This is a genomic window from Litoribacter populi, assembly GCF_007483685.1.
GTDB lineage: Bacteria > Bacteroidota > Bacteroidia > Cytophagales > Cyclobacteriaceae > Litoribacter > Litoribacter populi.
The window spans coordinates 3,125,141-3,146,054 of the sequence record NZ_VMKN01000001.1 but is presented as its reverse complement, the minus strand read 5'-3'; the positions used below and the strand labels follow the sequence as shown (position 1 = coordinate 3,146,054).

Sequence of the window (20,914 nt, the reverse complement as noted above, 5' to 3'; positions counted from 1 at the left end):
CGCCTCCCCGGCTAAGTTGTCATTGTTGTCATTGTTCTACCTTCGCGCCCAGCAGGAATTTACCTACGGCTGGGATGAAGGCTGCCGTAACCCACTTCATCATTCATCATTCAGCATTCATCATTCATTATTAATTCCTCATTCCTAATTCTCCATTACCTAGTAGTTGTTCGCTTCGCTGTTGTCCCGCCGTGGGTCGACTTCGCCTCCCCGGCTAAGTTGTCATTGTTGTCCTTGTTCTACCTCCGCGCCCAGCAGGAAATTATTTACGGGCGGGATGAAGACTGCCGTAACCCACCTTCATTGTTGTTGCTGCGGTACCTTCATCCATTCCGTGGCTGCACACTACATAGAACAATGACAACCATGACAACTGAGGACCGCAGGTCCGAGACAACAGACCCGAACAGCGGAGCGTCTTCGGGACGGACAACCACGAAACCCAAAATTGCTTATACGATATTTTAAACTTATAATTGTCGGTAATACCAAACCAATACACTTCCCCTTTCTTTCCGCAAGGCGCTGACATGCGGTTGACCGGGCGAAGCATTGCAAAGATGATAGAGGTAAGGAAATACAACCCCCAACTCCGACACGACTGGGAACGCCTAGTAGACAGCAGCTCCAACGCCATCTTCCAACATTCCCGCTCCTTCATGGAATACCACGGGAACAGGTTTGAGGACAGGTCGGTGATTATCTACCACCACAGCCAACCCAAAGCCATTTTCCCCAGCCACCGGATAGGAGATAGGATCTTTTCCCACAAGGGACTGACCTACGGGGGACTGGTGGTGCATAAGGGGCTTCAGCCTGACGAACTCGAAAGCTTCCTCCAGGAATTGGTCAGGTATTACAAAAAAGAAAAGATCACAGAAATCCATCTTAAATGCCTTCCCGACTTCTATGCGGATGGGAATCAGCAGGCACTAAAGGAAAGCATCCTGAAGGTAGGAGGGAGAAAAACCGGTGAGGACATTATACATGCAGTTCCTTTACCCAATGGGATAAAAGAGAGGGCACTTTACAAGATCAGGAACTCCCAACGCATAACCCCCGAAATCAAGAAAGCCGAATCCTTCCAGCTCTTCTGGGAAAAAGTGCTGATCCCGCATCTGGACCTTAAATTTGACAACCGCCCCGTACATTCCCTCCAAGAAATCACACAACTCGGACAGAATAACCCACTAGAACAGTGGGATCTGTACCATGAAGGAGAGCTATTGGCGGGAACAACTCTGTTTGTGGACAAGCACGTAGTAAAAGCTCAATATACCGCGACCACCGAAAGAGGCAGAAAGCTCAAAGCACTGGATTACCTCTTTTTCCACCTATTTGACCTCTTCAGCCACAAAAAGCTCTTCAGCCTCGGCACCTCCTACCATCCAGGTACGAGGGAGTTGGTTCCAGGTTTGGTTCAATGGAAGGAATCCTTTGGTGCTGTACCTTTTGAAAGCGAGGAGTACGTTGTAATGATCCGGTAAGCGCCCATAACACGTCTTTTCGACCGACACCGCCCACCGCTCACCGCCCAGCGCGCAATTCTGCAAGCTGCTCCTCCAAATCCCGGTTGTCCCGAGGCTGTGCCTTGGGACGGTGAAAATTGAGGCTGTGCCTCTCTGTACGTAATAAGATTTCTCGCCACGGCGCAAAGAGAGAACGCAGTGATCGCAGAGAGGAATGACGTTAGTTCAGAGCTGAGCGTTTCCTTCCTGCATCCACTTCATCATTCATCATTCAGCGTTCATCATTCATTATTAATTCCTCATTCCTAATTCTCCATTACCTAGTAGTTGTCCGCTTCGCTGTTGTCCCGCCGTGAGTCGGCTGCGCCTCCCCGGCTCGGTTGTCGTTGTTGTCATTGTTCTATTTCCGCGCCCAGCAGGAATTTACCTACGGGAGGGATGAAGGCTGCCAGAACCCACTTCATCATTCATCATTCAGCGTTCATCATTCATTATTAATTCCTCATTCCGAATTCTCAACTACCTAGTAGTTGTCCGCTTCGCTGTTGTCCCGCCGCGGGTCAGCTTCGCTTCCCCGGCTCGGTTGTCGTAGTTGTCTTGTTCTACTTCCGCGCCCAGCAGGAATTTATTTACGGCTGGGATGCAGGCATAATAGCGTGGTCTACGTTTCTTCCCCTAATCTAGCTCCCCTTTAGGGATTGGGGGTGTCGTCGCTGCGGTACCCTCATCCCGCCCGTGGCTGCACACAGAATAGAACAATGACAACTGAGGACCGCAGGTCCAGGACAACAGTCCCGAACAGCGGAGCGTCTTCGGGACCGACAACCACGACAACTCCCTATTTTTTCCCCTCTAATTTCTTCCTCAATTCCTCCACTTCTTCCTCCAAATCCCTTATTATCCTATCCTTCAACTGCACCACCTTTTCCTTCTCCTCCAATTGCCCTTCCAAAGCGTGAATCACTTTTTTCAGTGAATGAATCACCTCCTCCGTCTGGTTTTGAAATAGGGGATAATCCTGAATAGGATCATCCATCCTTGGTGGCTGATGGCCCTCAGAATTCAACAACACACTCCCTTTCCCCGTCAAAAGCCAAGTAGGGTTGACTTCCGGAAACTCCACCATAAATTTTGCCAGCCATCTCGTCTGGATATCCCTCTCCTTACCAATTGATTTTGATAGCGTTCCATTACTCGCGCCGATAGCGTGTTCAATCTTTCGGATACTGATGTTCCGAACCTTGGCAAATTCTCCAATCCTGTCGACAATATCATTCATTTTAAAATAATTTAGGATAAAAGACTTGACTTTGTGTCTTTAAGTCTCTATCTTTAGATAATAAAAAACAAGTATAGACTAATTAAACCATTTCAGAGATAAAATGCAACAAAACCTAAAAACACAAAGCTATGAACGTCATCAACTACAACTACGGAAAGTACAGCAGAGCCATATGCGGCACTGATTTCACCACCACCAAAACACAAAATAACCTACACCATATCCTACGGCGAAAAAATCCGATAGGTCCCCTGGAGACCATCCGAAACTTCTTCACCAACTCCCATACCCTGCCAGAAAGCAGATTGTTTCTGGAGACTATAGTCGCCAATATTTTTTCCCATACCCCCGACTGGAAAAAGGAAGAAAAAGCCCAAATGCATGCATTTTTACAGGAGTTTCGGAAACTCCTCGAAGCAGCATACCAGCTTTCCGAAAACCATAAAGAAACCCTCGGCACAGTCAAAAACATCACCAAACAAAACCTCATACCAGCCCAAGAATTGGTTCAAAACGCCAAACTAGACCAGGTATATAAATTTTTCCCACGTACCCTCGACCATGCCGAAATCCTTGTGCCTCATGACACCATCCGCAATATTACCAAACTGATTGAACTGGATGCCTTGAAAGCCGCCCTAACAGAGTGGGAACTCGAATCCATTAGTGCCAGATCAACCAGTACCTCACCAGTAGTAGGCTCCCTATTTTTCGTTCACATCGTCCTACACTGCTTTTTGGAAGCATGCCACCTGATATATGTAAGAGAACTGGCGCATGAATTAAGCGCCACTACCAATTCTGTATCAGAAAGTAGTAAAGGGGAATAATGCCTGTTATCCTGCTCCTATATAGATATAAATTGCGTGGGCAGGACTTTTAACTCTAGTATCAAAAAATAAATTTTTAATACTTTAATCATTAGCTCATGGAGAAGTGGAAAGTGTATCCGAATAATAAGAATGAAGAGTTAATCTTAATATTGAAAGAGTTAAAAAGACTTTTCGAAAGCATAGCCGAAATAACCATTTGGAAGGAGGATTTATGGGAGCTGCTTTGTGGAATTTGTTCTGAAGAGGCACGATGGATATCAGAAAGCCCTGGAAGCCATCTAGAAATGATTTCCGAATGGGAAAAACTTCTTGAAGTAGCTGAGTTGCTTCAAGTCCAAACTTATGTAGGAATTCAGCACAGCTCATGTGAATTTAATATAATAAAGGGCTCCACTTATTTTGATCGCATTTCACAACTTCCAAAATGGTTAAGCCAAGATGAGTTTAAATACCCAGTGATGGTATTACATGAATTTTTTCAAATTCAAAATTTGCAGTTGTGGAAAACCCTGATAGTTGATTGGGGAAAATTATGTTTATCCAACTGTTCAATTGATACTTTTAGGTCAATTGATGAAGTTCTCAATGACTACCGTAACCTAATCAAATTGCTCGAAGCCTGCCACCTGATATACCTGAGAGAAGGCTAAGGGAGGAAAAATTACTTTATAATTGATTGTGGTTGTAGATCCGGCGACAAAAATCTACAGATTAACCTTCCCGAGGTGAGGGAGGCTTTAAGAGAATTATAAATACATTCTTCTTTAACTAAACCTTATTAATATGGCTTCAATAGGATTCGATTACCTGAAAAATTTGCCGCTATACCTGAGTGAAGAGGAAACGGCTGACCCCATGTTGGTCTTAAAGAGTTTTTTTCTGATTCAGAAAGAACTTGTGGAGTGGCGGGAATTACTTAATACCTGGTTGAAAGGAATTTGTACCCCTAAGCCCATTTGGCATGGCGGAAGTCCTGGGGACTTTTTGTACCACGTGAAAATGATCAAAAAACTTGTTGAAGGGGCGTGGATCCTTAAAAGTCAGGAATCCCTTCCTGACCCGGTGGAGCAGCTGCACCCCTCTAATCTTACTACTTCAAAAGTGTTTGATTATAATGATAAGATTTTTTTCTGGTGGAAGCTTTACCCTCTTTTCCTTACTGAGGAAGAGATGTTCCAACCCTATACAACTTTTAAAAATTTCTTTAGTTGCCGGAATCTTTCCGAGTGGAGGCATGAGCTGGATGAGTGGGCAGAGGAATCCATTTCCAATTCAGCCTGGGAAGGATTTACAAGCCATGGTGAACTGATCCAGGATATGGAAAGTCTCCATAAGCTGCTGGAAGCTTCCTATTTAGTTTATTTACGCTCCCTTAACCCTATTAATAACCCTCAAAAATAAGAAAAATATGAAACCACAGGATTTTTTGAAACCTGAAGAAGTGAAGAACCCACTTTTGAAAATCAGTGAAATATTAACAATGGAGGAAAAAAATAATCCTTTTGAAATTTTCAAGGATTTTTTCCGGTATGACTATTCAATTATTGATTGGAGGGATAATCTTCAAGCCCTTTTTCTGGGTATTGCGAGGGACTCTCCTTATCATATGAGTGATGATCCCGCTAAACATTTAAGTTGTATAAGTGAATTTGAAAAGCTTATCGCCGCGGGTTATTATCTTTCCACTCCTAGGTCACCGAACAGGGATTTGTTTTTGGGAAAAGCGAGCGAAGTGGATGAGGCCAATTTAGTTCCTCCATCAATTTTAACAATCGGAGATAAATGGACAAATCTCCATTTTTTGCCCAGATTTTTAGATAAAAAAGAAATTTTAAACCCCATGATCTGCATTGAGGATTTCTTTAGACTTCAAGACCTTAATGAATGGGTTGAAATATTGCGGAAATGGAGCAATACCTGTCTTTCAGAGCAAACCTTTAACAGCACCTGGCAGTATGATGACATCATCATTGATTTTAATCAATTTAATAAATTATTGGAGGCCTCTTTTTTAATCTATCTAAGGGAATTCCTACTGGCAGAAATGGATGAAGCCGCCAGAAGAATAGAAAAAGAAAAAAGGGTAGAGGAGGAGCTGGTGAAAATCAGGTGGTTTTTTTCTACTTATCCTATTGCTTGGTCAAGGACGATCTTAAAAACCTTGAAGGAAGGCTTTTTCTCATCAGATGTGAAGTACGCGGGGGGAAGTCCTGGTGAATTTATGCATTCAAAATGTTTTATCATAGATCTGATTAACTCTGCCGATTTACTGTTAAAACATATGGTAGTGCCCGATCCTACCATCAATTTGGAAGCCTGCCACGTGTTTATTCCGAAGGAGGGAAATTTATTTCAAATAGAATTGAATGATGTAGAGCAATATCCTCATCATTTGACCGGGGAAGAAATCGTAGATCCTTTCCAAGTCTTGTTTTCTTTTTTCAAGCTAAGTTCCAAAGAAGGTTGGGAAGACCTTTTGGACCTAGCCTATATCGATTGTCTATCCGAATATGATCTCTTGGAAAGGACTTTTGATGACAAGACTTTCATACAGTTTGATTACCTGCTCAAGTTCCTTGAAGCCTGCCACCTGATCTATATCAGGGAGTATCTGTTGCCCCGTATGGAGGAGGAGTCTTCGAACAACTGCAGAGGGTCGGATAGCTAAAATGATTGTGGCGGGGAGGAATCCATGATGGGTATTCAGGAATTCGTTCCGATATGTGGAACTGAGCAATGGCTGGATTTTATCCATAACTGCATATTGAATACCCTTTCATGGAAATACGATCCTGTTTTGGATGCCGCTTATCTGATCAATAGTAAAATCAATATCAACCCAAACCACCTTTAACCTATGGAATTTCATCATTTATCCGGCCGGTACCTCATTAAGGATGATTACCAAAATCCGATCGAAACCATTTCAAATTTTATGTTAAACCAGCCTTACCTGGATACCCGAAATGAAATGAATGAAATGCTTTTGGCGGCTTCAAGTAAGAAAAAGAAAAAATGGATTAAGGAAAATCCAGGAAACTGCCTTTGGAATTATCAGCAGTTTGTAAGCCTCCTCCTGGCTGGCAACAAAATTTTCAGACTGAAGCTCTATGAGGATAGAAGCTTTAATGAACAGTTTGTTCAAAACCATGCTGAACAGGTAAAAGGGGAGCAGATTTGCAATGGGGTTATACTTCATCACCTGACAGGCAAAGAATTTAAAAACCCCAGTCTGGTATTCAAAAAGGCATTTAGTGAAATAGAACTGGAAGAATGGCTGGAATTTATTCACAGCTGTATAATGAATACCCTAAGTTGGGAATATAAACCCGAATGGTTTGATATTCCTCATCAAGTTCGATGCACCCTTTTTACTTTTAAGATTCTGGACGCTTGTTTCTTGATTAATTATCGAATTAAAAAAGCCAAAGCAGCAGTAGAAGCAATCCAACCCGAATAAATTTTCCACCACCAACCACATACACCATGAACAATCTACAAACAATCAATGGAAAAGCTTTTGAGCTTTCACACATCAATTTGGAAAAGCCAGTTACGAAGGCTTTCAATTTCAGTTCGCTATCATCCTCACATCAATTAAGGATTTCAGATAGAGTCAAGAGGATTGAGGAAGAGGAAGTCCTTCATCAGTTAACCAAGGCATTAATCATCCTCGTAAACCCCGATGATATTTTGCTTCTTGAGCAGCCGGGCAGTACAAACAATGAACCGAGTTTCAAGCAAGTGTATGTGGTCCTTCCACCTACAGAAATGTGCAATAAAGATATGTTGCTGCCCTATGTGGAATTTTTAATAAGCAGGAGATTTAATTTTTCAATCCAATTGATCGACAGGAGTCAGGTTTTTTCCAATTTTGAAAATGCCGACCTGTTTTTCCAGATCTTGCATCCGCAATTCCAGGTGCTTTATAGCCGCCCTGGACTTAAGCCTTACCCAGAAACCATCACTAAAGAATTAACTGAGGCAAAAGCGGTAGCTAAGCGGAGGTTTGATATTCATGTAGAAAAAAGCCAGACATTTCTGGACCTTTCAGATCGAGCAAGACATTTGGGGCAAAATGGACTCTCCGCCTACCTGTTGCACCAGTCTTTGGAATTATTGCTAAGAGGCTTGATCAAAGCCTGGGGTAAAAAAGAGAAGAAAACCCATGACCTCAAAACCCTGATCCTCCATTGCAAAAGATGGATTCCGCTCCTCTACAACCTTTTTCCTGAAGAGCCGGATATATTGAAACAACTCAACAATTCCTACATTGATGCCCGTTATAATCAAGGCTTCACCATTTCAGATGACATACTTGAAGCTGCCAGATCCAGCGCGGTCTCCTTGCTTAGCTACACCATCGCTGAAATGAACCGTGTTTTAGCGTGATTGTCGGGTAGTTGTCCGCTTCGCTGTTGTCCCGCCGTGGGTCAGCTGCGCCTCCCCGGCTCGGTTGTCGTAGTTGTCGTTGTTCTACTTACGCGCCCAGCAGGAATTTACCTACGGCTGGGATGAAGGCTGCCGGAACCCACTTCATCATTCATCATTCAGCGTTCATCATTAATTCCTAATTCCTAATTCTCCATTACCTAGTAGTTGTCCGCTTCGCTGTTGTCCACCCCGTGGGTCGGCTGCGCCTCCCCGGGGTTGTTGTCGTTGTTGTCGTTGTTCTACATCCGCGCCCAGCAGGAATTTATTTACGGCTGGGATGAAGGCTGCCGTAACCCACCTTCATTGTTGTCGCTGCGGTCACCCTCATTCCTTCCGTGGCTGCACACTGCATAGAACAATGACAACCATGACAACTGAGGACCGCAGGTCCAGGACAACAGTCTCGAACAGCGCAGCGTCTTCGGGACGGACAACCACGAATCAACCTTGGGGATATCTAGTCCGACCCAGCGGTTTATCCCCTCCCTATCATCTCCCGCTCAGCTACAGTTCAGGTCCCCATCAACTCCTGCTTGCATCTGAATTAGAAGTGCTTCTATTGCAGACCTGGTGCAAGGTTAATGGGCTTTATATACGGGGGATAGTCGGGGGAGGCAACCTATGGGTATCCCAATGGCCAGAAAAAATTAATCTAGCCGTTCCCTCTCGTCCAATGCTGCAACAAAGCCCTACTAGAGTAGCACCAAAGCTGGGGTAAAGCTGGGGTAAAGCTGGGGATAGGCTGATTAAACTTTCCCCATCCGGTATCCTTCCCCTATACCAGTCTAGCATCAACGTTGGGGTAACGTTAGGGTAACGTTGGGGATATGTAGACCTAAGGTGTATTTTACCTCGTAGTTGTCCGCTTCGCCGTTGTCCGTCCCGTGGGTCGGCTTCGCCTTCCCGGGACTGTTGTCGTTGTTGTCTTTGTTCTACTTCCGCGCCCAGCAGGAATTTACCTACGGCTGGGATGAAGGCTGCCGCAACCCACCTTCATCCACTTCATTATTCATCATTCGATATTCATCATTCATTATTAATTACTAATTCTCCATTTCAAATTCGTGGTTGTCATTGTTGTCCGTTCCGTGGGTCAGCTTCGCCTCCCCGGGACTGTTGTTCCGCCGCGGCTGATCATGGTTCTATCCTGACGCCCAGCAGGAAAATTACTTAGGAGCGGGATGAATGCTGCCGTATCCCAACCTTCATCGCTCCCCGTACCCCCGCGAATAGAACAACGACAACCCACCCGGTCTAGCTTTGGCAGGCGGGCACGTCACACTTACGTACGTAAGAACCTGCTGGGCGTAGACTCCACATCCGACATCTGACATCCGACATCCGACATCTCCCACCTTGCGATCTTTGCGCCATTCTTTGCGACCTTTGCGTGAACCCTTCCCATACTAAAAATTCTCCCAAATACATTTTTCATTATACAAATTACTTTGTAAATTATTGCTTTAATCCTATAGACGCATAGACCAAACTTTTGCGAAAAACCCAGGAACAAAAAAATATTTTTTATTTCACCAAAATCTCCTTGACAATCGCAGGATATGCGATATTTTAAACTTATAATTGTCGATAATACCAAAATAAAAGACTCGAAGATTATTGGCCACCAAGGCGCGAAGGCGCTAAGTGATTACTTAAACCTGGCAGGTTTTTCCAACCCCCGCTAAGCACCATCAAGTGACTGACCGGGCGAAGCTATGAAACCGTCATTGCGAAGGAGGAAGAATGACGACTGAAGCAATCTTAAGCAGATCTAAACTTAGTACGACCCTGCCTGCCGGAGCATCCCGTTAGGGATGGCATAGGCAGGTTCTTTTGAACTTAGGACTACTTTGTGACCAATTTCTCAGCGCTCAGCGCCCAGTGCTCAGCGCTCAGTGTGCGACTTTGTGACCCATTTAAACCTTCATCCCTTAGTGTCCTTCTTTTTCTTGGTGCCCATAGTGCCCCATTTAAACTTTCATCTCTCGTTTATTTGCACTATTCCAAGAAAAGTTACGGAAGGCCCCTCCGCTATTTCGCTAAAATCGTTGAATCCGTTCACTCAAGCCCGATTTCCCAGTCAATTTCGGGCGATATCCGTAACTGATCCGTAAGTGATGCGTAGGTGATCCGTAAGTGATCCGTAACTGATACGGGGGAACCCCGAATAGGAAAGCGCCAGGATTGATGAAAAACAGTCATTAGACCGGCCTGGGATAAAATAACAGTACGTTAATCGTAATAATAAGTTTTAAAAATTTGGCGAAATTTTTCAGCTCCCGTTAGAAGTGAGTTCGTGGTTGTCATGGTTGTCCTCCCCGTGGGTCAGCTCCGCCTCCCCGGAACTGCAACGAGGTCAACTCCCCCTTCGAAGGGGGCAGGGGGGATGTCGTTAGGTAGTTACTGTCTCGTTATTTGTGACGTGGTTGTCATGGTTGTCCGCCCCGTGGGTCAGCTCTGCCTCCCCGGGACTGTTGTTCCGCCACGGCGGATCATTGTTCCGTGTCAGGTCAGCCACGGTTGGAATGAAGGCCGCTTAACGACAACATTCATGTAAGGAATATCGGGTGAGAGCACGGTGATCTTTCCAGGCTTCGCCTCGGAAAGGATCTTCGTATTAAAAAAAACTCCGCGCTCTTTGCGCCTCCTTTGCGCCCTTTGCGTGAAACTGAAACGCCCCCAAAAAGTACAACGGTTTCCTAGATTTTAGCCAAACACTAACGAACCATAGGGACACCCATGGGAGACACCATTGACATCCCTAACACATGTATCCATTACCCCTGCTTCACACCCAGCTCATCCATGGGAGATCCATTGAGGAATGAGGAATTAGGAATTAGGAATGAAAAACACCGCCCAGTGCTCCGTGCCCACCGCTCAGTGCCCACCGCTCCGTGCTCAGCGCCCTACACCAAAGCTACATCAAAGCTGGGGTAACCCTGGGGTAAAGCTGGGGATAGTGGGACCCCTGCAAAAACTAGAGTAACCTGAACATCCCGGCTAATACCGTTCGGTGAAAATTTATAACAATGAGTTCTGTACTAGTCCATCAAAAAAAGCATCAGAAGCAAACCGGTTTAGGGGTTTTGTTCCTTTTTCTGTTGCTTGCCGGGGCTATAGTTTTGCGGGTCTCTGTGGAGGGTACTAACTACATTTCTCCGGATTCCGAGTTTTATATGAAGGTGGCGCAGAACATTGTGGAGGGAAACGGGATAGTAGCTCCTACCGAGTATCCATTTACAAATGAGGATACCCAGTCATATTTAGGAGTATGGCCTGCTGGATATCCTGTAATCATAGCAGCTTTTAGTTTCATAACTTCAGATTACCTTTGGGCAAGCAAAATTGCAAACTTGTTTTTCTTGGGAGGAATAGCCCTACTGTTTCTAATGAGATTTAATGATGCGGCACCTTGGGCCATGTTGGCTTTCTTTTCAAATGGCTTGTTGGAGGTTTTTTCCTATACTTGGTCGGAAGGGCCGTTTCTCTTTTTCACATTTTTGTTGGTGTTTAATTTAGAGAAGCTGCAGCTGAGACGACATTATTTTCTGGTTGCAATTAGCTTGATTTGCTTGTTTCTTTTAAGGTATGCAGGATTGGTTTTTTGGATTTTCACGGGACTTTATTCATTATATTTAGCCAATCAAGGTAAAAAGGAAACTGCATTACGTTTGACCCTTGTATTAGGCATTTTCAGCCTAATTCCCCTTGCTTATCTTTATGCAAACTATCTACAGACAGGTTTCCTTACCGGAGCGGAGAGATCTTATCCGGAGCTGGAGAGTGGTGGAACGTTTATGTTTTACCTGATCCGTGGGATTATCAATGAGATGACTTACTTCAGGGATATTTGGTTTGTGTGGCCAAATGATATACTTGCAATTGGGCTGCTGCTGTTTCAGGTTTTGGTTATTGGCTGGCTTTGGAAAGTGGGTATGTTCACATGGAAAATTTCCGCCTCATTACCACTCATGCTTGCCGGATTTTATATCTTGATGATCATTGCGCTTAGATTGGTCTCTCCCTTTGATTCCTTCAATTACAGGATATTTGCTCCTGCCACCGGTTTGCTTTATATGCTGCTGTTTTTAAACTTATACAAAAACTGGAATAAACATCCATGGGTTAAAAAAGCAGTGTTTGGAGTGGCTTTTTTTTCCCTGCTCATGAATTTACCTAAGGCCTATCTTTTGTCTTTGATTTGAACTTTGTGCGACTTCTTTTGACCTTGGTGTGACTTCGTGACCCATTTTCCATGAATAAGAAAATATAATAATGAAAAGAATTTTAGTAACAGGAGGATCAGGGTTTATCGGGTCGCATTTATGCAAGAGGCTTCTTGATGAGGGGAATGAGGTATTGTGTGTCGATAACTTCTTTACAGGCCGAAGAGAAAATGTCCATAAGCTTCTTGACAACAAGAATTTTGAATTGCTTAGGCATGACATCACTTTTCCTTTGTATGTGGAGGTAGATCAAATCTATAACCTTGCTTGTCCCGCCAGCCCTATCCAATACCAATTTGATCCGGTCCAAACTACCAAGACCTCGGTGATGGGTTCGATCAATATGCTCGGTTTGGCAAAAAGACTTAAAATAAGAATCCTACAGGCAAGCACTTCCGAGATATACGGAGACCCATCCGTCCATCCGCAACCCGAATCCTACTGGGGCAATGTAAACCCAATAGGTCCGAGGGCCTGTTATGACGAAGGTAAACGCTGTGCGGAGACTTTATTCTTTGACTATCACCGCCAACATAATTTGGATATAAAGGTCGTAAGGATCTTCAATACTTATGGTCCAAACATGCAACTCAATGATGGGAGGGTAGTGAGCAATTTTATCCTTCAAGCTTTGAAAAATGAGCCTATCACCATTTTTGGTGACGGGACACAGACCAGAAGCTTTTGCTATGTGGATGACCTGATTGATGGCATGCACCGGATGATGCAAACTGAAAAAGGATTCACAGGTCCAGTTAATATGGGCAATCCTGAAGAATTTACCATGCTACAACTGGCTGAAACTATTATAGAATTGACGGGGAGCAAAAGTAAATTGGTATTTATGCCTCTTCCTTTGGATGACCCTAGGCAGAGAAAGCCGGATATCAGTCAGGCAATGGAAGTTCTGAATTGGCAACCAAGTTTTAATCTAAAGGAAGGCTTGATTAAAACCATCTCATATTTTGAGAAGTCATTGAATCTAAAAGCCCAATTAGCTCATGAATGATAGATTAAACCAAACTTGTCGACATGAGATGTTAGGTTCTGTATTTTCATTTAAGCAATGAAAACAGCACTTATAACAGGAATAACAGGTCAAGATGGGTCGTATCTTGCTGAACTTTTATTGGGAAAAGGATATATTGTCCATGGCATAAAACGTCGTTCTTCTTCTCTCAACACTGATCGGATTGATCACCTCTATCAAGATCCTCATGATCCAGAGGCTAGGCTTTTTTTGCATTACGGTGATTTGACAGACTCCATGAATCTTACTCGGATCATCAAAGAAACCCAGCCCGATGAGATTTATAATCTTGGAGCAATGTCGCATGTCAAAGTCAGTTTCGAAACTCCGGAGTACACGGCAAATGCCGATGGTATGGGAACCCTTCGAATTCTTGAGGCTATCAGACTTTTGGGGATGGAAAAGATAACCAGATTTTATCAGGCTTCTACTTCGGAGCTATATGGAATGGTACAGGAAGTCCCTCAAACTGAGAAAACACCATTTTACCCACGTTCTCCTTATGGTGTAGCAAAACTATACGCTTATTGGATAACGGTCAATTATAGGGAAGCCTATGGTATGTATGCCTGTAACGGCATTTTGTTCAATCATGAGTCACCTCTGAGGGGGGAAACCTTCCTATCCCGAAAAGTCACCCAAGCAGTAGCCCGTATTGCCATGGGGCATCAGGATAAACTCTATGTAGGAAATTTGGATGCCCAAAGAGATTGGGGTCATGCCAAGGATTATGTGGAAGCCATGTGGATGATGCTACAGCAAGAAGAGGCGGAGGATTTTGTTATTGCCACAGGCAAGATTACCAAAGTCAGGGATTTTATTCAGATGGCTTTTGCAGAAGTGGGGATGCTAATTCAATGGAAGGGTGAAGGGGAGCACGAATTAGGGATTCTTGATAATATAGTTCTTGAGAAATATCAAAAAGCTACTGATCAATCATTAAACAATTCATCGATTAATAATTTACCATTCAAACTCGGCGACATTTTGATAAAAATAGACTCTCGGTACTTCCGTCCCACTGAAGTGGACTTACTGATAGGTGATGCTTCCAAGGCTAATCAGAAGCTAGGTTGGGAGCCTCAAATCACTTTGGAAGAGATGGTGAGGGAGATGGTTTTAAATGATTTATCAGCAAAATAAAAAAAATATAAATTTTGAACGTTGAGATCCTTGGGATTATGGGTTCAGGAAAAACTACTTTATGTAGAAGCTTAAATTACAAGTTTTACAAAAAGTTAGGTTATTTTCCCGCACCAATGTCAAGTTATCTCCAAATACCCTATGATCCTGTTTTATACTTATCTCATTTTTTTGTGAAACATTTTATTAAAAGGAATTGTTATAGGTTAGGAAAGATTCTTTATAACTCTAATGTTCCGTTAAAATTATTTAAAAATGAAAATGAATCTCTTTACAATGAATTAGAAAAATCGTATATTAATGGTAATAACAATATTAATAAAAATCAATTCAAAAGTGAAGAGTGGGATTATTTTTTAGCATTATCAGGCTTTTATCAACGACATAAAATTATTAATAAAAGAGACTGGTTTTTAATTGATGAAGGTTTTTTGAAATCAATCAAGCATTTTTTGGTTAACGGAGATGGTTCGATAAACAATGAAAAAGAATTTCTTTTTGATCTTGTTCCTAAAGTAGATATTTTGATTCATTGTAAAGTTCCTTCTAAAGTTGCTTATGAACGATTGGAGAAAAGACCAGCTGGAATTCCACCATATTTAAAGTTTTTTGATGAAAGTAAAAGACTGGAGATCTTAGATAAAATCGATCTAAGCAATTCATCAATGGCTGAATTTGCTAAAAAAAGAGGAGTGAAGGTAATTCAGTTAAATATGGAAAATAATATGGGACAAATCACCAACGAACTGTTGAGGGAAATAATAATATAATCGTATGAATTATTTAATCACCGGAGGTGCCGGCAATATAGGGAGCTCATTGGCATCTAAATTATCAGAGGATAAGGATAATGTTGTCATTATTTTAGACAACTTATCTACTGGTCATTTCTCCAAAGTGCCCCAAAGAGAAAACGTCAAATTCATCAAGTGCGATGTCAACGATTATCGGGACATTGCCCCCGTGTTCGGCCGATACCAGTTTGATTATGTATTCCATTATGCGGCAGTAGTAGGGGTGCAGCGGACATTGCAAAATCCTCTTCAGGTATTGAATGACTGTAAGGGAATGGAAAATATTCTGAAGCTTTCCAAAAATACAGGAGTGAAAAGGGTTTTTTACAGTAGTTCTTCAGAGGTATATGGAGAACCTTTTGAAATCCCGCAAAGGGAGCATTCCACACCACTTAATTCTAAACTTCCGTATGCTATAGTAAAGAATATCAGCGAGGCCTATTGTAGAAGCTATTATCAGGAATATGGATTGGAATACACTATATTTCGATTTTTCAACACTTATGGACCAAACCAAAGTGAGGACTTTGTTATACCTCGGTTCCTAAAAAGGGCCTTATTAGGGGAAGATATTATCATATATGGTGATGGTAATCAAACTCGGTCATTTTGCTATATCGATGATAATGTAGAAGCTTGCATTAATTCTATTGAAGATAAAAGCTGCATTAATGAAGTCATTAACATTGGTAGTGATAGGGAAATGACTGTCTTGGAATTAGCCAAAATGATTTTGAAAATTTCAGGGTCCTCCTCTCAAATTATTCACCATGCTCCATTAAAGGAAGGTGATATGACAAGGAGATGTCCTGAAATCTCCAAAATGAAAAAGCTTCTCAAAAGGGAATTATTGCCCTTAGATGAAGGAATTAAGAAGTTGTTTTTTCATAAAGAAGTTATAGTTGAGTAATTCTACCAAACTAGCAGCCCAGAACCAAAAGCCATTAGGGGTTTCTATAATTTGTTGTACATATAATGGAAAAAACAGACTTCAAAAGACTTTTGATGGTATAAGAAACCTAATTTATGATGAGGATTGGGAATTTATTCTTGTGGATAATAATTCCAATGATGGCACAACTGATTTCGCTAAATCATATTTACATGAATCCAACATTGTTTTTAAACTTTTACAATGTCCAACTCCAGGAAAAAACTTCGCACTTTGGATGGCATTTGAAGCAGTAAATTATAGGTATATCCTAATTTGCGATGACGATAATCAATTATTCCCGGATTACTTAGCTACAGGAGTGGATATTCTTGAGAAGAATTCCAATATAGGGGCTATGGGAGGTATTGGGATTATGCCGGATGATATTTCTAAACCTGAATGGTTTGATCGATATCAGTTAACCTATGCTATAGGCTCACAGGCGAAGAAGAATGGTTCAATTCCTAAAGGATGGGGTTTATATGGGGCAGGGTGTTTTCTTAGGGAGTCTGGAATTAGAAAATTAATTGAATTAGATTTAAAGATAACCTCAACTGTTTCAAGAGGAAAGGAATTATCCGGTGGGGAAGATATTGAAATCTGTTTAGCTTTAGAGTGCCTTGGTTTTAGCTCATGGTTTGATGAAAACCTAAAGTTTTATCATCATATAGAAGAGCAAAGATTAAGGTGGGATTACCTGCTGAAACTCAAGTCTAGTATTGCATCTAATTTCCCTATTCTGGAACCATACAGGTTTGTTATATCAGGTGAATCAGGAAGCTATTTGGTGTTTGTTTTAAAACAAATTCCATCTTTAATATGGAATTTTGCTTTCATTCAAATAGTTTATTTTTTAAGACCTCAGCCCAAAAACAAGGTATTTAGAATAATTTATCAGTATCAAATGAAAGGCTTATTTAAAAACTTCAGAAGGAGTTTAAATGCTTTCCAGAAAATTAAACCTATTTTTTTACTCAATCTTAATTACATTGAAAAAGAAAGTACTCTTTGTGATTGACACTATTTCTGTGGGAGGTGCTGAACTTTCCATCTATGAAGTGGTGAAAAACCTGCAACATACCGATCCAATAGTCTGTGTCCTATATCATGCGGCTAATGGTCTGCAAAAGGAATTTGAAAAAGACCATATCCCAGTGATTTTTTTTGATATCCAAAAACGTTTTGGTTTTAAGGAAGCCATCCGAAAACTGAATGACCTGATCCGCATAGAAAAGCCTGATGCCGTACATGCTACCCATTACAATGCTGAAATCATCTGTCGCTTAGCTGTGCCCAAATTTAAAATCCCCTTGATTTGTTCCTTGTTGAATGATACTTACAGTAAGGAGCGCTATGCACTTTTTCGTAAGCGGGAAATCTTAAAGCTAGAACTGTTCCGAGTTTTGGACCGGTTGACGGCTAAGCGTGCGGATAAATATATCTCAGTGGCAGAATGTATCCTGCAACCCAACAGCCAATATCTTAATCTTCCCATTGACCGGATGGTAGTAGTACAAAATGGAAGGGATATGGATTTCTATCATGATGCCAAACCTGTAGATAAAAAGTCCATTGTACCCGAATATCAGGAAGGTGATTTCTTTTTGGTGTCCAATTCCCGTGTGGTCAGGAGTAAGGGCTTTGAAGAGATGTTTGGGGCATTTGAAATTCTAGTAAAAAAGTTTCCCAACCTCTATCTAATCGTAGTGGGCAATGGCTATGACTATGCCCATTATCAAGAAAGAGCCAAACAATTGGCCAATGGTAATAGGATCAAATTTCTAGGACCCCGATTGGACATGCCCCAAATCTTAAAAGCCTGCGACATCTTTTGGTTTCCCACTCACTTCGAAGGTTCCCCGGGTGTTGTCATTGAGGCCATGGTCTGCAAACTTCCAATCATTTCCACTAATATTCCCTCTATCACTGAAAATCTTGTAGACGGAGAAAATGCCTTAATCTGCAAACTAGGAGATATCAATAGCCTAGTCGACAAAACAGAAATGCTTCTCCAAAATCCTGAACTTGGTAAGCAATTGGCCAAAAAAGCCTATGACTTGGGAGTTAAGAAATTTGATATCAAAACCCTTGCCGCCAAGCAAGAACAGGTATATTTGGATTTGATTGAAGAGTTTAAAGAAAAAAGGGTAATGGCTAAATATTAATGTTCAAGTATTATTCAGATCCCTTAACCCGACTAGCTACCTCTTAATTTACCTTTTAACATCTTACCTCACTTTGCCTTTTTTCACAATCGTTATCCCCACTTTCAACTGTGCTGATTTTATCAGGCAAACTGTGGAGATGGTGAAGGGGCAAAGTTTTCGGGATTGGGAAATGGTGGTGGTGGATGATGGGTCTACGGATCAGACTTGGGAGATTTTAAAGGAGTTTGCTGTTTCAGATAGTCGAATCATGATTGATCAGCGACCACAAAACAGGAGAAAGGGACCAAGTGCTTGTCGAAATATCGGGGTGGAAAACTCTTCAGGACAATATATAGCTTTTTTAGATGCCGATGATGAATGGTCTATTGACCGTTTGCAATGTGCTTATAATTATATCCAAGAGACGGGGGCCAATGCCATCTATTCAGGTGCTTGGGTGGTGGATCTAAAGGGTAAATATTTTAGAGAATCAAGGTCAATAAGACAAGGTGAAAGTATTTTTGATTTTACCATCAATGGTGACAGTTTTGCGCAAACATCCACTTTGATGGTTAAATCTGAAATCGCCAAACAAGTAGCCTTTCCTGAGGCCATCCGATTTCATGAGGACTTTGCCTATTTTATAGAAGTTGGCGAGATGGTATCCTGGTCTTATTACCCATCGAAAGATGTTTTAGTACGTTGGGAGGATAATCACCTTAAAAAAGTGGACTATAAAGATTGCCTTTGGTTCTATGATAGGTTTGAAAAACTAAGCACTGATCGGGATTCAAGAGTAAAATATTTGAAATATATGCTGATTGAATCAATCATGAAAAAGTCAGAACTTAAGGTTAATAATAGTTATAAAAAGTTACTTTCGGAAGAAAACTACAGATTCAACTTTAATTATATAATTTTAATTTTTGCTCCAAGATTATATAGGTTACTTTTTTCAATCTGGATGAAGTTTAAATATTAATAGTAAGTAAATTTTTATGTTGAACTAGCTTTGTTTATGATGACAAAAATCTTAAGGTTTCTTTTTTTTATTTTTGGGTATGTAAGATGTTTTCCTCATTTGATAGTATGGAAATTTGGCAAAAATAAATCTGTAATAGATTATGATATTCATGTTTGGTGTAAGCAAAAAAAATTGAATACAAAATCAATAAATTCATTTATGTATCTTTTAAATGTTTTACCTGAATTTAGAAACCTATTTTATTTTAGGGTTGGTGCGAATGCTGTTTTTTTGAATTTTTTTTGTAGAAAGTGCTCAACTTTATTTCTATCCACCCCCGAGATAGGTCCGGGGCTATATATCCAACATGGTTTTGCTACCATAGTAGCGGCCAAAAAAATTGGTAAAGATTGTTTTATCAATCAACAGGTCACCATAGGTTATACCGAATCGGGCAAAACACCTACCTTAGGAGACAATGTCCGAGTGTCAGCAGGAGCGAAAGTTCTCGGAGATATTCAAGTAGGCAACAATGTTAAAATCGGTGCCAATGCAGTTGTTTTAAAAGATGTACCAGCTAATTGTACAGTGGGAGGCATACCTGCTTATATTATAAAAAAAGATGGTATTAGAGTGGATCTTAAATTAGGTAAATGATTGATTGGGTTGGTAGATTCTCAGAAAAAATCACACAATTCCGAATATTTAGAGCTCAAAATGTTTGTTTCAATTAGGTCGTAATTCCTGTTTTTGTCTGAACTCTTGTTAATAAATCTTTTGGAGTAAGTAAATTCAAATTAATGGAAATTAATAAAGAAGAAAAGTGGGATTTGGAAGTGACCCCGGAACGGGGACTGTTCGAACTTCCCTTGAAAGATATTTGGCATTTTAGGGATTTGTTGGTCTTGATGGTGCGGAGGGATGTTGTATCCTTTTATAAACAGACCATATTGGGACCCCTGTGGTTTTTTATCCAACCGGTATTTACGACTTTGGTTTTTGTCTTTGTCTTTGGAAATCTGGCAGGGCTGAGTACGGATGGTTTGCCACAGGGTTTATTTTACCTTGCGGGCATCACGGCATGGAATTATTTTGCGGATTGCCTGATTAAGACCTCCACGGTATTCCGTGACAATGCACAGCTTTTTGGAAAAGTGTATTTCCCGAGATTGGTCGTTCCCATTAGTATAGTAACAGGTAATTTGATCCGATTTGGAGTTCAATTCCTATTGTTTATGGGCGTATGGCTTTACTTTTACCTACAAGGATCCGATATTTTTCTGACTTGGGTTGCCTTGCTTTTCCCTCTATTGGTTGTGCTGATGGCATTTTTGGGATTGGGATTGGGATTGATGATTACGGCCATGACTACCAAATACAGGGACTTGGCTTTTTTGGTCACTTTTGGGGTTCAGTTGCTGATGTATACGACCACAGTTATTTATCCACTTTCTACTGCCCCCGAAAAGTACCGGCATATTGTAGCCTTAAATCCCATGACCGGAATAATAGAAACATTCAGATATGCTTTTTTGGGAGAAGGAATGTTTTCTTGGTCTTTATTAGGATACAGTACTTTAGTGGCATTAGGAAGTATGATTTTAGGGGTTCTTATCTTTAATAAAACCGAAAAGAATTTTATAGATACTGTATAA

The 20,914-nt window shown here is 41.4% G+C and carries 19 protein-coding genes; 18 read left to right on the top strand and 1 reads right to left on the bottom strand.

Annotation, left to right across the window (positions count from 1 at the left end):
• Positions 1–476 precede the first annotated feature (476 nt).
• A complete protein-coding gene (locus FPL27_RS13665; RefSeq protein ID WP_143961621.1) occupies positions 477–1,487 on the top strand; it encodes a hypothetical protein in 1,011 nt (336 codons plus the stop codon).
• An 820-nt stretch (positions 1,488–2,307) separates the two neighbouring features.
• On the opposite strand, the gene FPL27_RS13660 is transcribed toward FPL27_RS13665, so the two are convergent.
• Complete coding sequence (locus FPL27_RS13660; protein ID WP_143961620.1) at positions 2,308–2,748, bottom strand: hypothetical protein; 441 nt, start codon at positions 2,746–2,748, stop codon at positions 2,308–2,310.
• 131 nt (positions 2,749–2,879) lie between these two features.
• Between FPL27_RS13660 and FPL27_RS13655 the strand changes: the two genes are divergently transcribed.
• The 17 genes from FPL27_RS13655 (at position 2,880) to FPL27_RS13580 (ending at position 20,914) form a co-directional block, all read left to right on the top strand.
• On the top strand, positions 2,880–3,581 hold the full coding sequence (locus FPL27_RS13655; RefSeq protein ID WP_143961619.1) for a hypothetical protein: 702 nt from the start codon (positions 2,880–2,882) through the stop codon (positions 3,579–3,581).
• Between the two features lie 98 nt (positions 3,582–3,679).
• Positions 3,680–4,234 (top strand): hypothetical protein, encoded by a 555-nt coding sequence (locus tag FPL27_RS13650; protein WP_143961618.1) that lies wholly within the window; start codon positions 3,680–3,682, stop codon positions 4,232–4,234.
• 133 nt (positions 4,235–4,367) lie between these two features.
• On the top strand, positions 4,368–4,985 hold the full coding sequence (locus tag FPL27_RS13645; protein ID WP_143961617.1) for a hypothetical protein: 618 nt from the start codon (positions 4,368–4,370) through the stop codon (positions 4,983–4,985).
• Positions 4,986–4,992: 7 nt separating this feature from the next.
• Complete coding sequence (locus FPL27_RS13640; RefSeq protein ID WP_143961616.1) at positions 4,993–6,252, top strand: hypothetical protein; 1,260 nt, start codon at positions 4,993–4,995, stop codon at positions 6,250–6,252.
• Between the two features lie 24 nt (positions 6,253–6,276).
• Positions 6,277–6,438, top strand: coding sequence for a hypothetical protein (locus FPL27_RS19840; protein WP_185974379.1), 162 nt, complete (start codon positions 6,277–6,279; stop codon positions 6,436–6,438).
• A 3-nt stretch (positions 6,439–6,441) separates the two neighbouring features.
• Positions 6,442–7,044, top strand: coding sequence for a hypothetical protein (locus FPL27_RS13635; protein WP_143961615.1), 603 nt, complete (start codon positions 6,442–6,444; stop codon positions 7,042–7,044).
• A 26-nt stretch (positions 7,045–7,070) separates the two neighbouring features.
• Positions 7,071–7,976, top strand: a complete 906-nt coding sequence (locus FPL27_RS13630) for a HEPN domain-containing protein (protein ID WP_143961614.1) — start codon at positions 7,071–7,073, stop codon at positions 7,974–7,976.
• A gap of 3,074 nt (positions 7,977–11,050) precedes the next feature.
• Entirely contained in the window at positions 11,051–12,226 is a 1,176-nt protein-coding gene (locus FPL27_RS13625; protein WP_143961613.1) for a hypothetical protein, read from the top strand.
• 70 nt (positions 12,227–12,296) lie between these two features.
• Positions 12,297–13,256 carry a UDP-glucuronic acid decarboxylase family protein gene (locus FPL27_RS13620; protein WP_143961612.1) on the top strand — a complete coding sequence of 320 codons (960 nt, stop codon included), beginning with the start codon at positions 12,297–12,299 and terminating at the stop codon, positions 13,254–13,256.
• Between the two features lie 57 nt (positions 13,257–13,313).
• On the top strand, positions 13,314–14,420 hold the full coding sequence (gmd, locus tag FPL27_RS13615) for a GDP-mannose 4,6-dehydratase (RefSeq protein ID WP_143961611.1): 1,107 nt from the start codon (positions 13,314–13,316) through the stop codon (positions 14,418–14,420).
• A 14-nt stretch (positions 14,421–14,434) separates the two neighbouring features.
• Positions 14,435–15,190 (top strand): hypothetical protein, encoded by a 756-nt coding sequence (locus FPL27_RS13610; RefSeq protein ID WP_143961610.1) that lies wholly within the window; start codon positions 14,435–14,437, stop codon positions 15,188–15,190.
• A 4-nt stretch (positions 15,191–15,194) separates the two neighbouring features.
• Entirely contained in the window at positions 15,195–16,124 is a 930-nt protein-coding gene (locus FPL27_RS13605) for an NAD-dependent epimerase/dehydratase family protein (protein ID WP_143961609.1), read from the top strand.
• Positions 16,117–17,166 (top strand): glycosyltransferase family 2 protein, encoded by a 1,050-nt coding sequence (locus FPL27_RS13600; protein ID WP_143961608.1) that lies wholly within the window; start codon positions 16,117–16,119, stop codon positions 17,164–17,166. Before FPL27_RS13605 ends, FPL27_RS13600 begins: the two co-directional genes overlap by 8 nt.
• The gene (locus FPL27_RS13595) at positions 17,138–18,313 is read left to right on the top strand and encodes a glycosyltransferase family 4 protein (protein ID WP_185974378.1); all 1,176 of its coding nucleotides are present in this window, start codon (positions 17,138–17,140) and stop codon (positions 18,311–18,313) included. The genes FPL27_RS13600 and FPL27_RS13595 overlap by 29 nt, the downstream gene beginning before the upstream one ends.
• A gap of 73 nt (positions 18,314–18,386) precedes the next feature.
• Positions 18,387–19,277, top strand: a complete 891-nt coding sequence (locus FPL27_RS13590; protein WP_185974377.1) for a glycosyltransferase family 2 protein — start codon at positions 18,387–18,389, stop codon at positions 19,275–19,277.
• 36 nt (positions 19,278–19,313) lie between these two features.
• Entirely contained in the window at positions 19,314–19,916 is a 603-nt protein-coding gene (locus FPL27_RS13585; RefSeq protein ID WP_143961605.1) for a serine O-acetyltransferase, read from the top strand.
• Between the two features lie 143 nt (positions 19,917–20,059).
• Complete coding sequence (locus tag FPL27_RS13580; protein WP_143961604.1) at positions 20,060–20,914, top strand: ABC transporter permease; 855 nt, start codon at positions 20,060–20,062, stop codon at positions 20,912–20,914.

Coding starts and splice junctions, on each gene's coding strand:
- FPL27_RS13585 (WP_143961605.1), top strand. CDS start 19,314: ATGATGACAAAAATCTTAAGGTTTCTTTTTTTTATTTTTGGGTATGTA.
- FPL27_RS13640 (WP_143961616.1), top strand. CDS start 4,993: ATGAAACCACAGGATTTTTTGAAACCTGAAGAAGTGAAGAACCCACTT.
- FPL27_RS13635 (WP_143961615.1), top strand. CDS start 6,442: ATGGAATTTCATCATTTATCCGGCCGGTACCTCATTAAGGATGATTAC.
- FPL27_RS13605 (WP_143961609.1), top strand. CDS start 15,195: ATGAATTATTTAATCACCGGAGGTGCCGGCAATATAGGGAGCTCATTG.
- FPL27_RS13620 (WP_143961612.1), top strand. CDS start 12,297: ATGAAAAGAATTTTAGTAACAGGAGGATCAGGGTTTATCGGGTCGCAT.
- FPL27_RS13580 (WP_143961604.1), top strand. CDS start 20,060: ATGGAAATTAATAAAGAAGAAAAGTGGGATTTGGAAGTGACCCCGGAA.
- FPL27_RS13645 (WP_143961617.1), top strand. CDS start 4,368: ATGGCTTCAATAGGATTCGATTACCTGAAAAATTTGCCGCTATACCTG.
- FPL27_RS19840 (WP_185974379.1), top strand. CDS start 6,277: ATGATGGGTATTCAGGAATTCGTTCCGATATGTGGAACTGAGCAATGG.
- gmd (WP_143961611.1), top strand. CDS start 13,314: ATGAAAACAGCACTTATAACAGGAATAACAGGTCAAGATGGGTCGTAT.
- FPL27_RS13630 (WP_143961614.1), top strand. CDS start 7,071: ATGAACAATCTACAAACAATCAATGGAAAAGCTTTTGAGCTTTCACAC.
- FPL27_RS13625 (WP_143961613.1), top strand. CDS start 11,051: ATGAGTTCTGTACTAGTCCATCAAAAAAAGCATCAGAAGCAAACCGGT.
- FPL27_RS13650 (WP_143961618.1), top strand. CDS start 3,680: ATGGAGAAGTGGAAAGTGTATCCGAATAATAAGAATGAAGAGTTAATC.
- FPL27_RS13655 (WP_143961619.1), top strand. CDS start 2,880: ATGAACGTCATCAACTACAACTACGGAAAGTACAGCAGAGCCATATGC.
- FPL27_RS13660 (WP_143961620.1), bottom strand. CDS start 2,748: ATGAATGATATTGTCGACAGGATTGGAGAATTTGCCAAGGTTCGGAAC.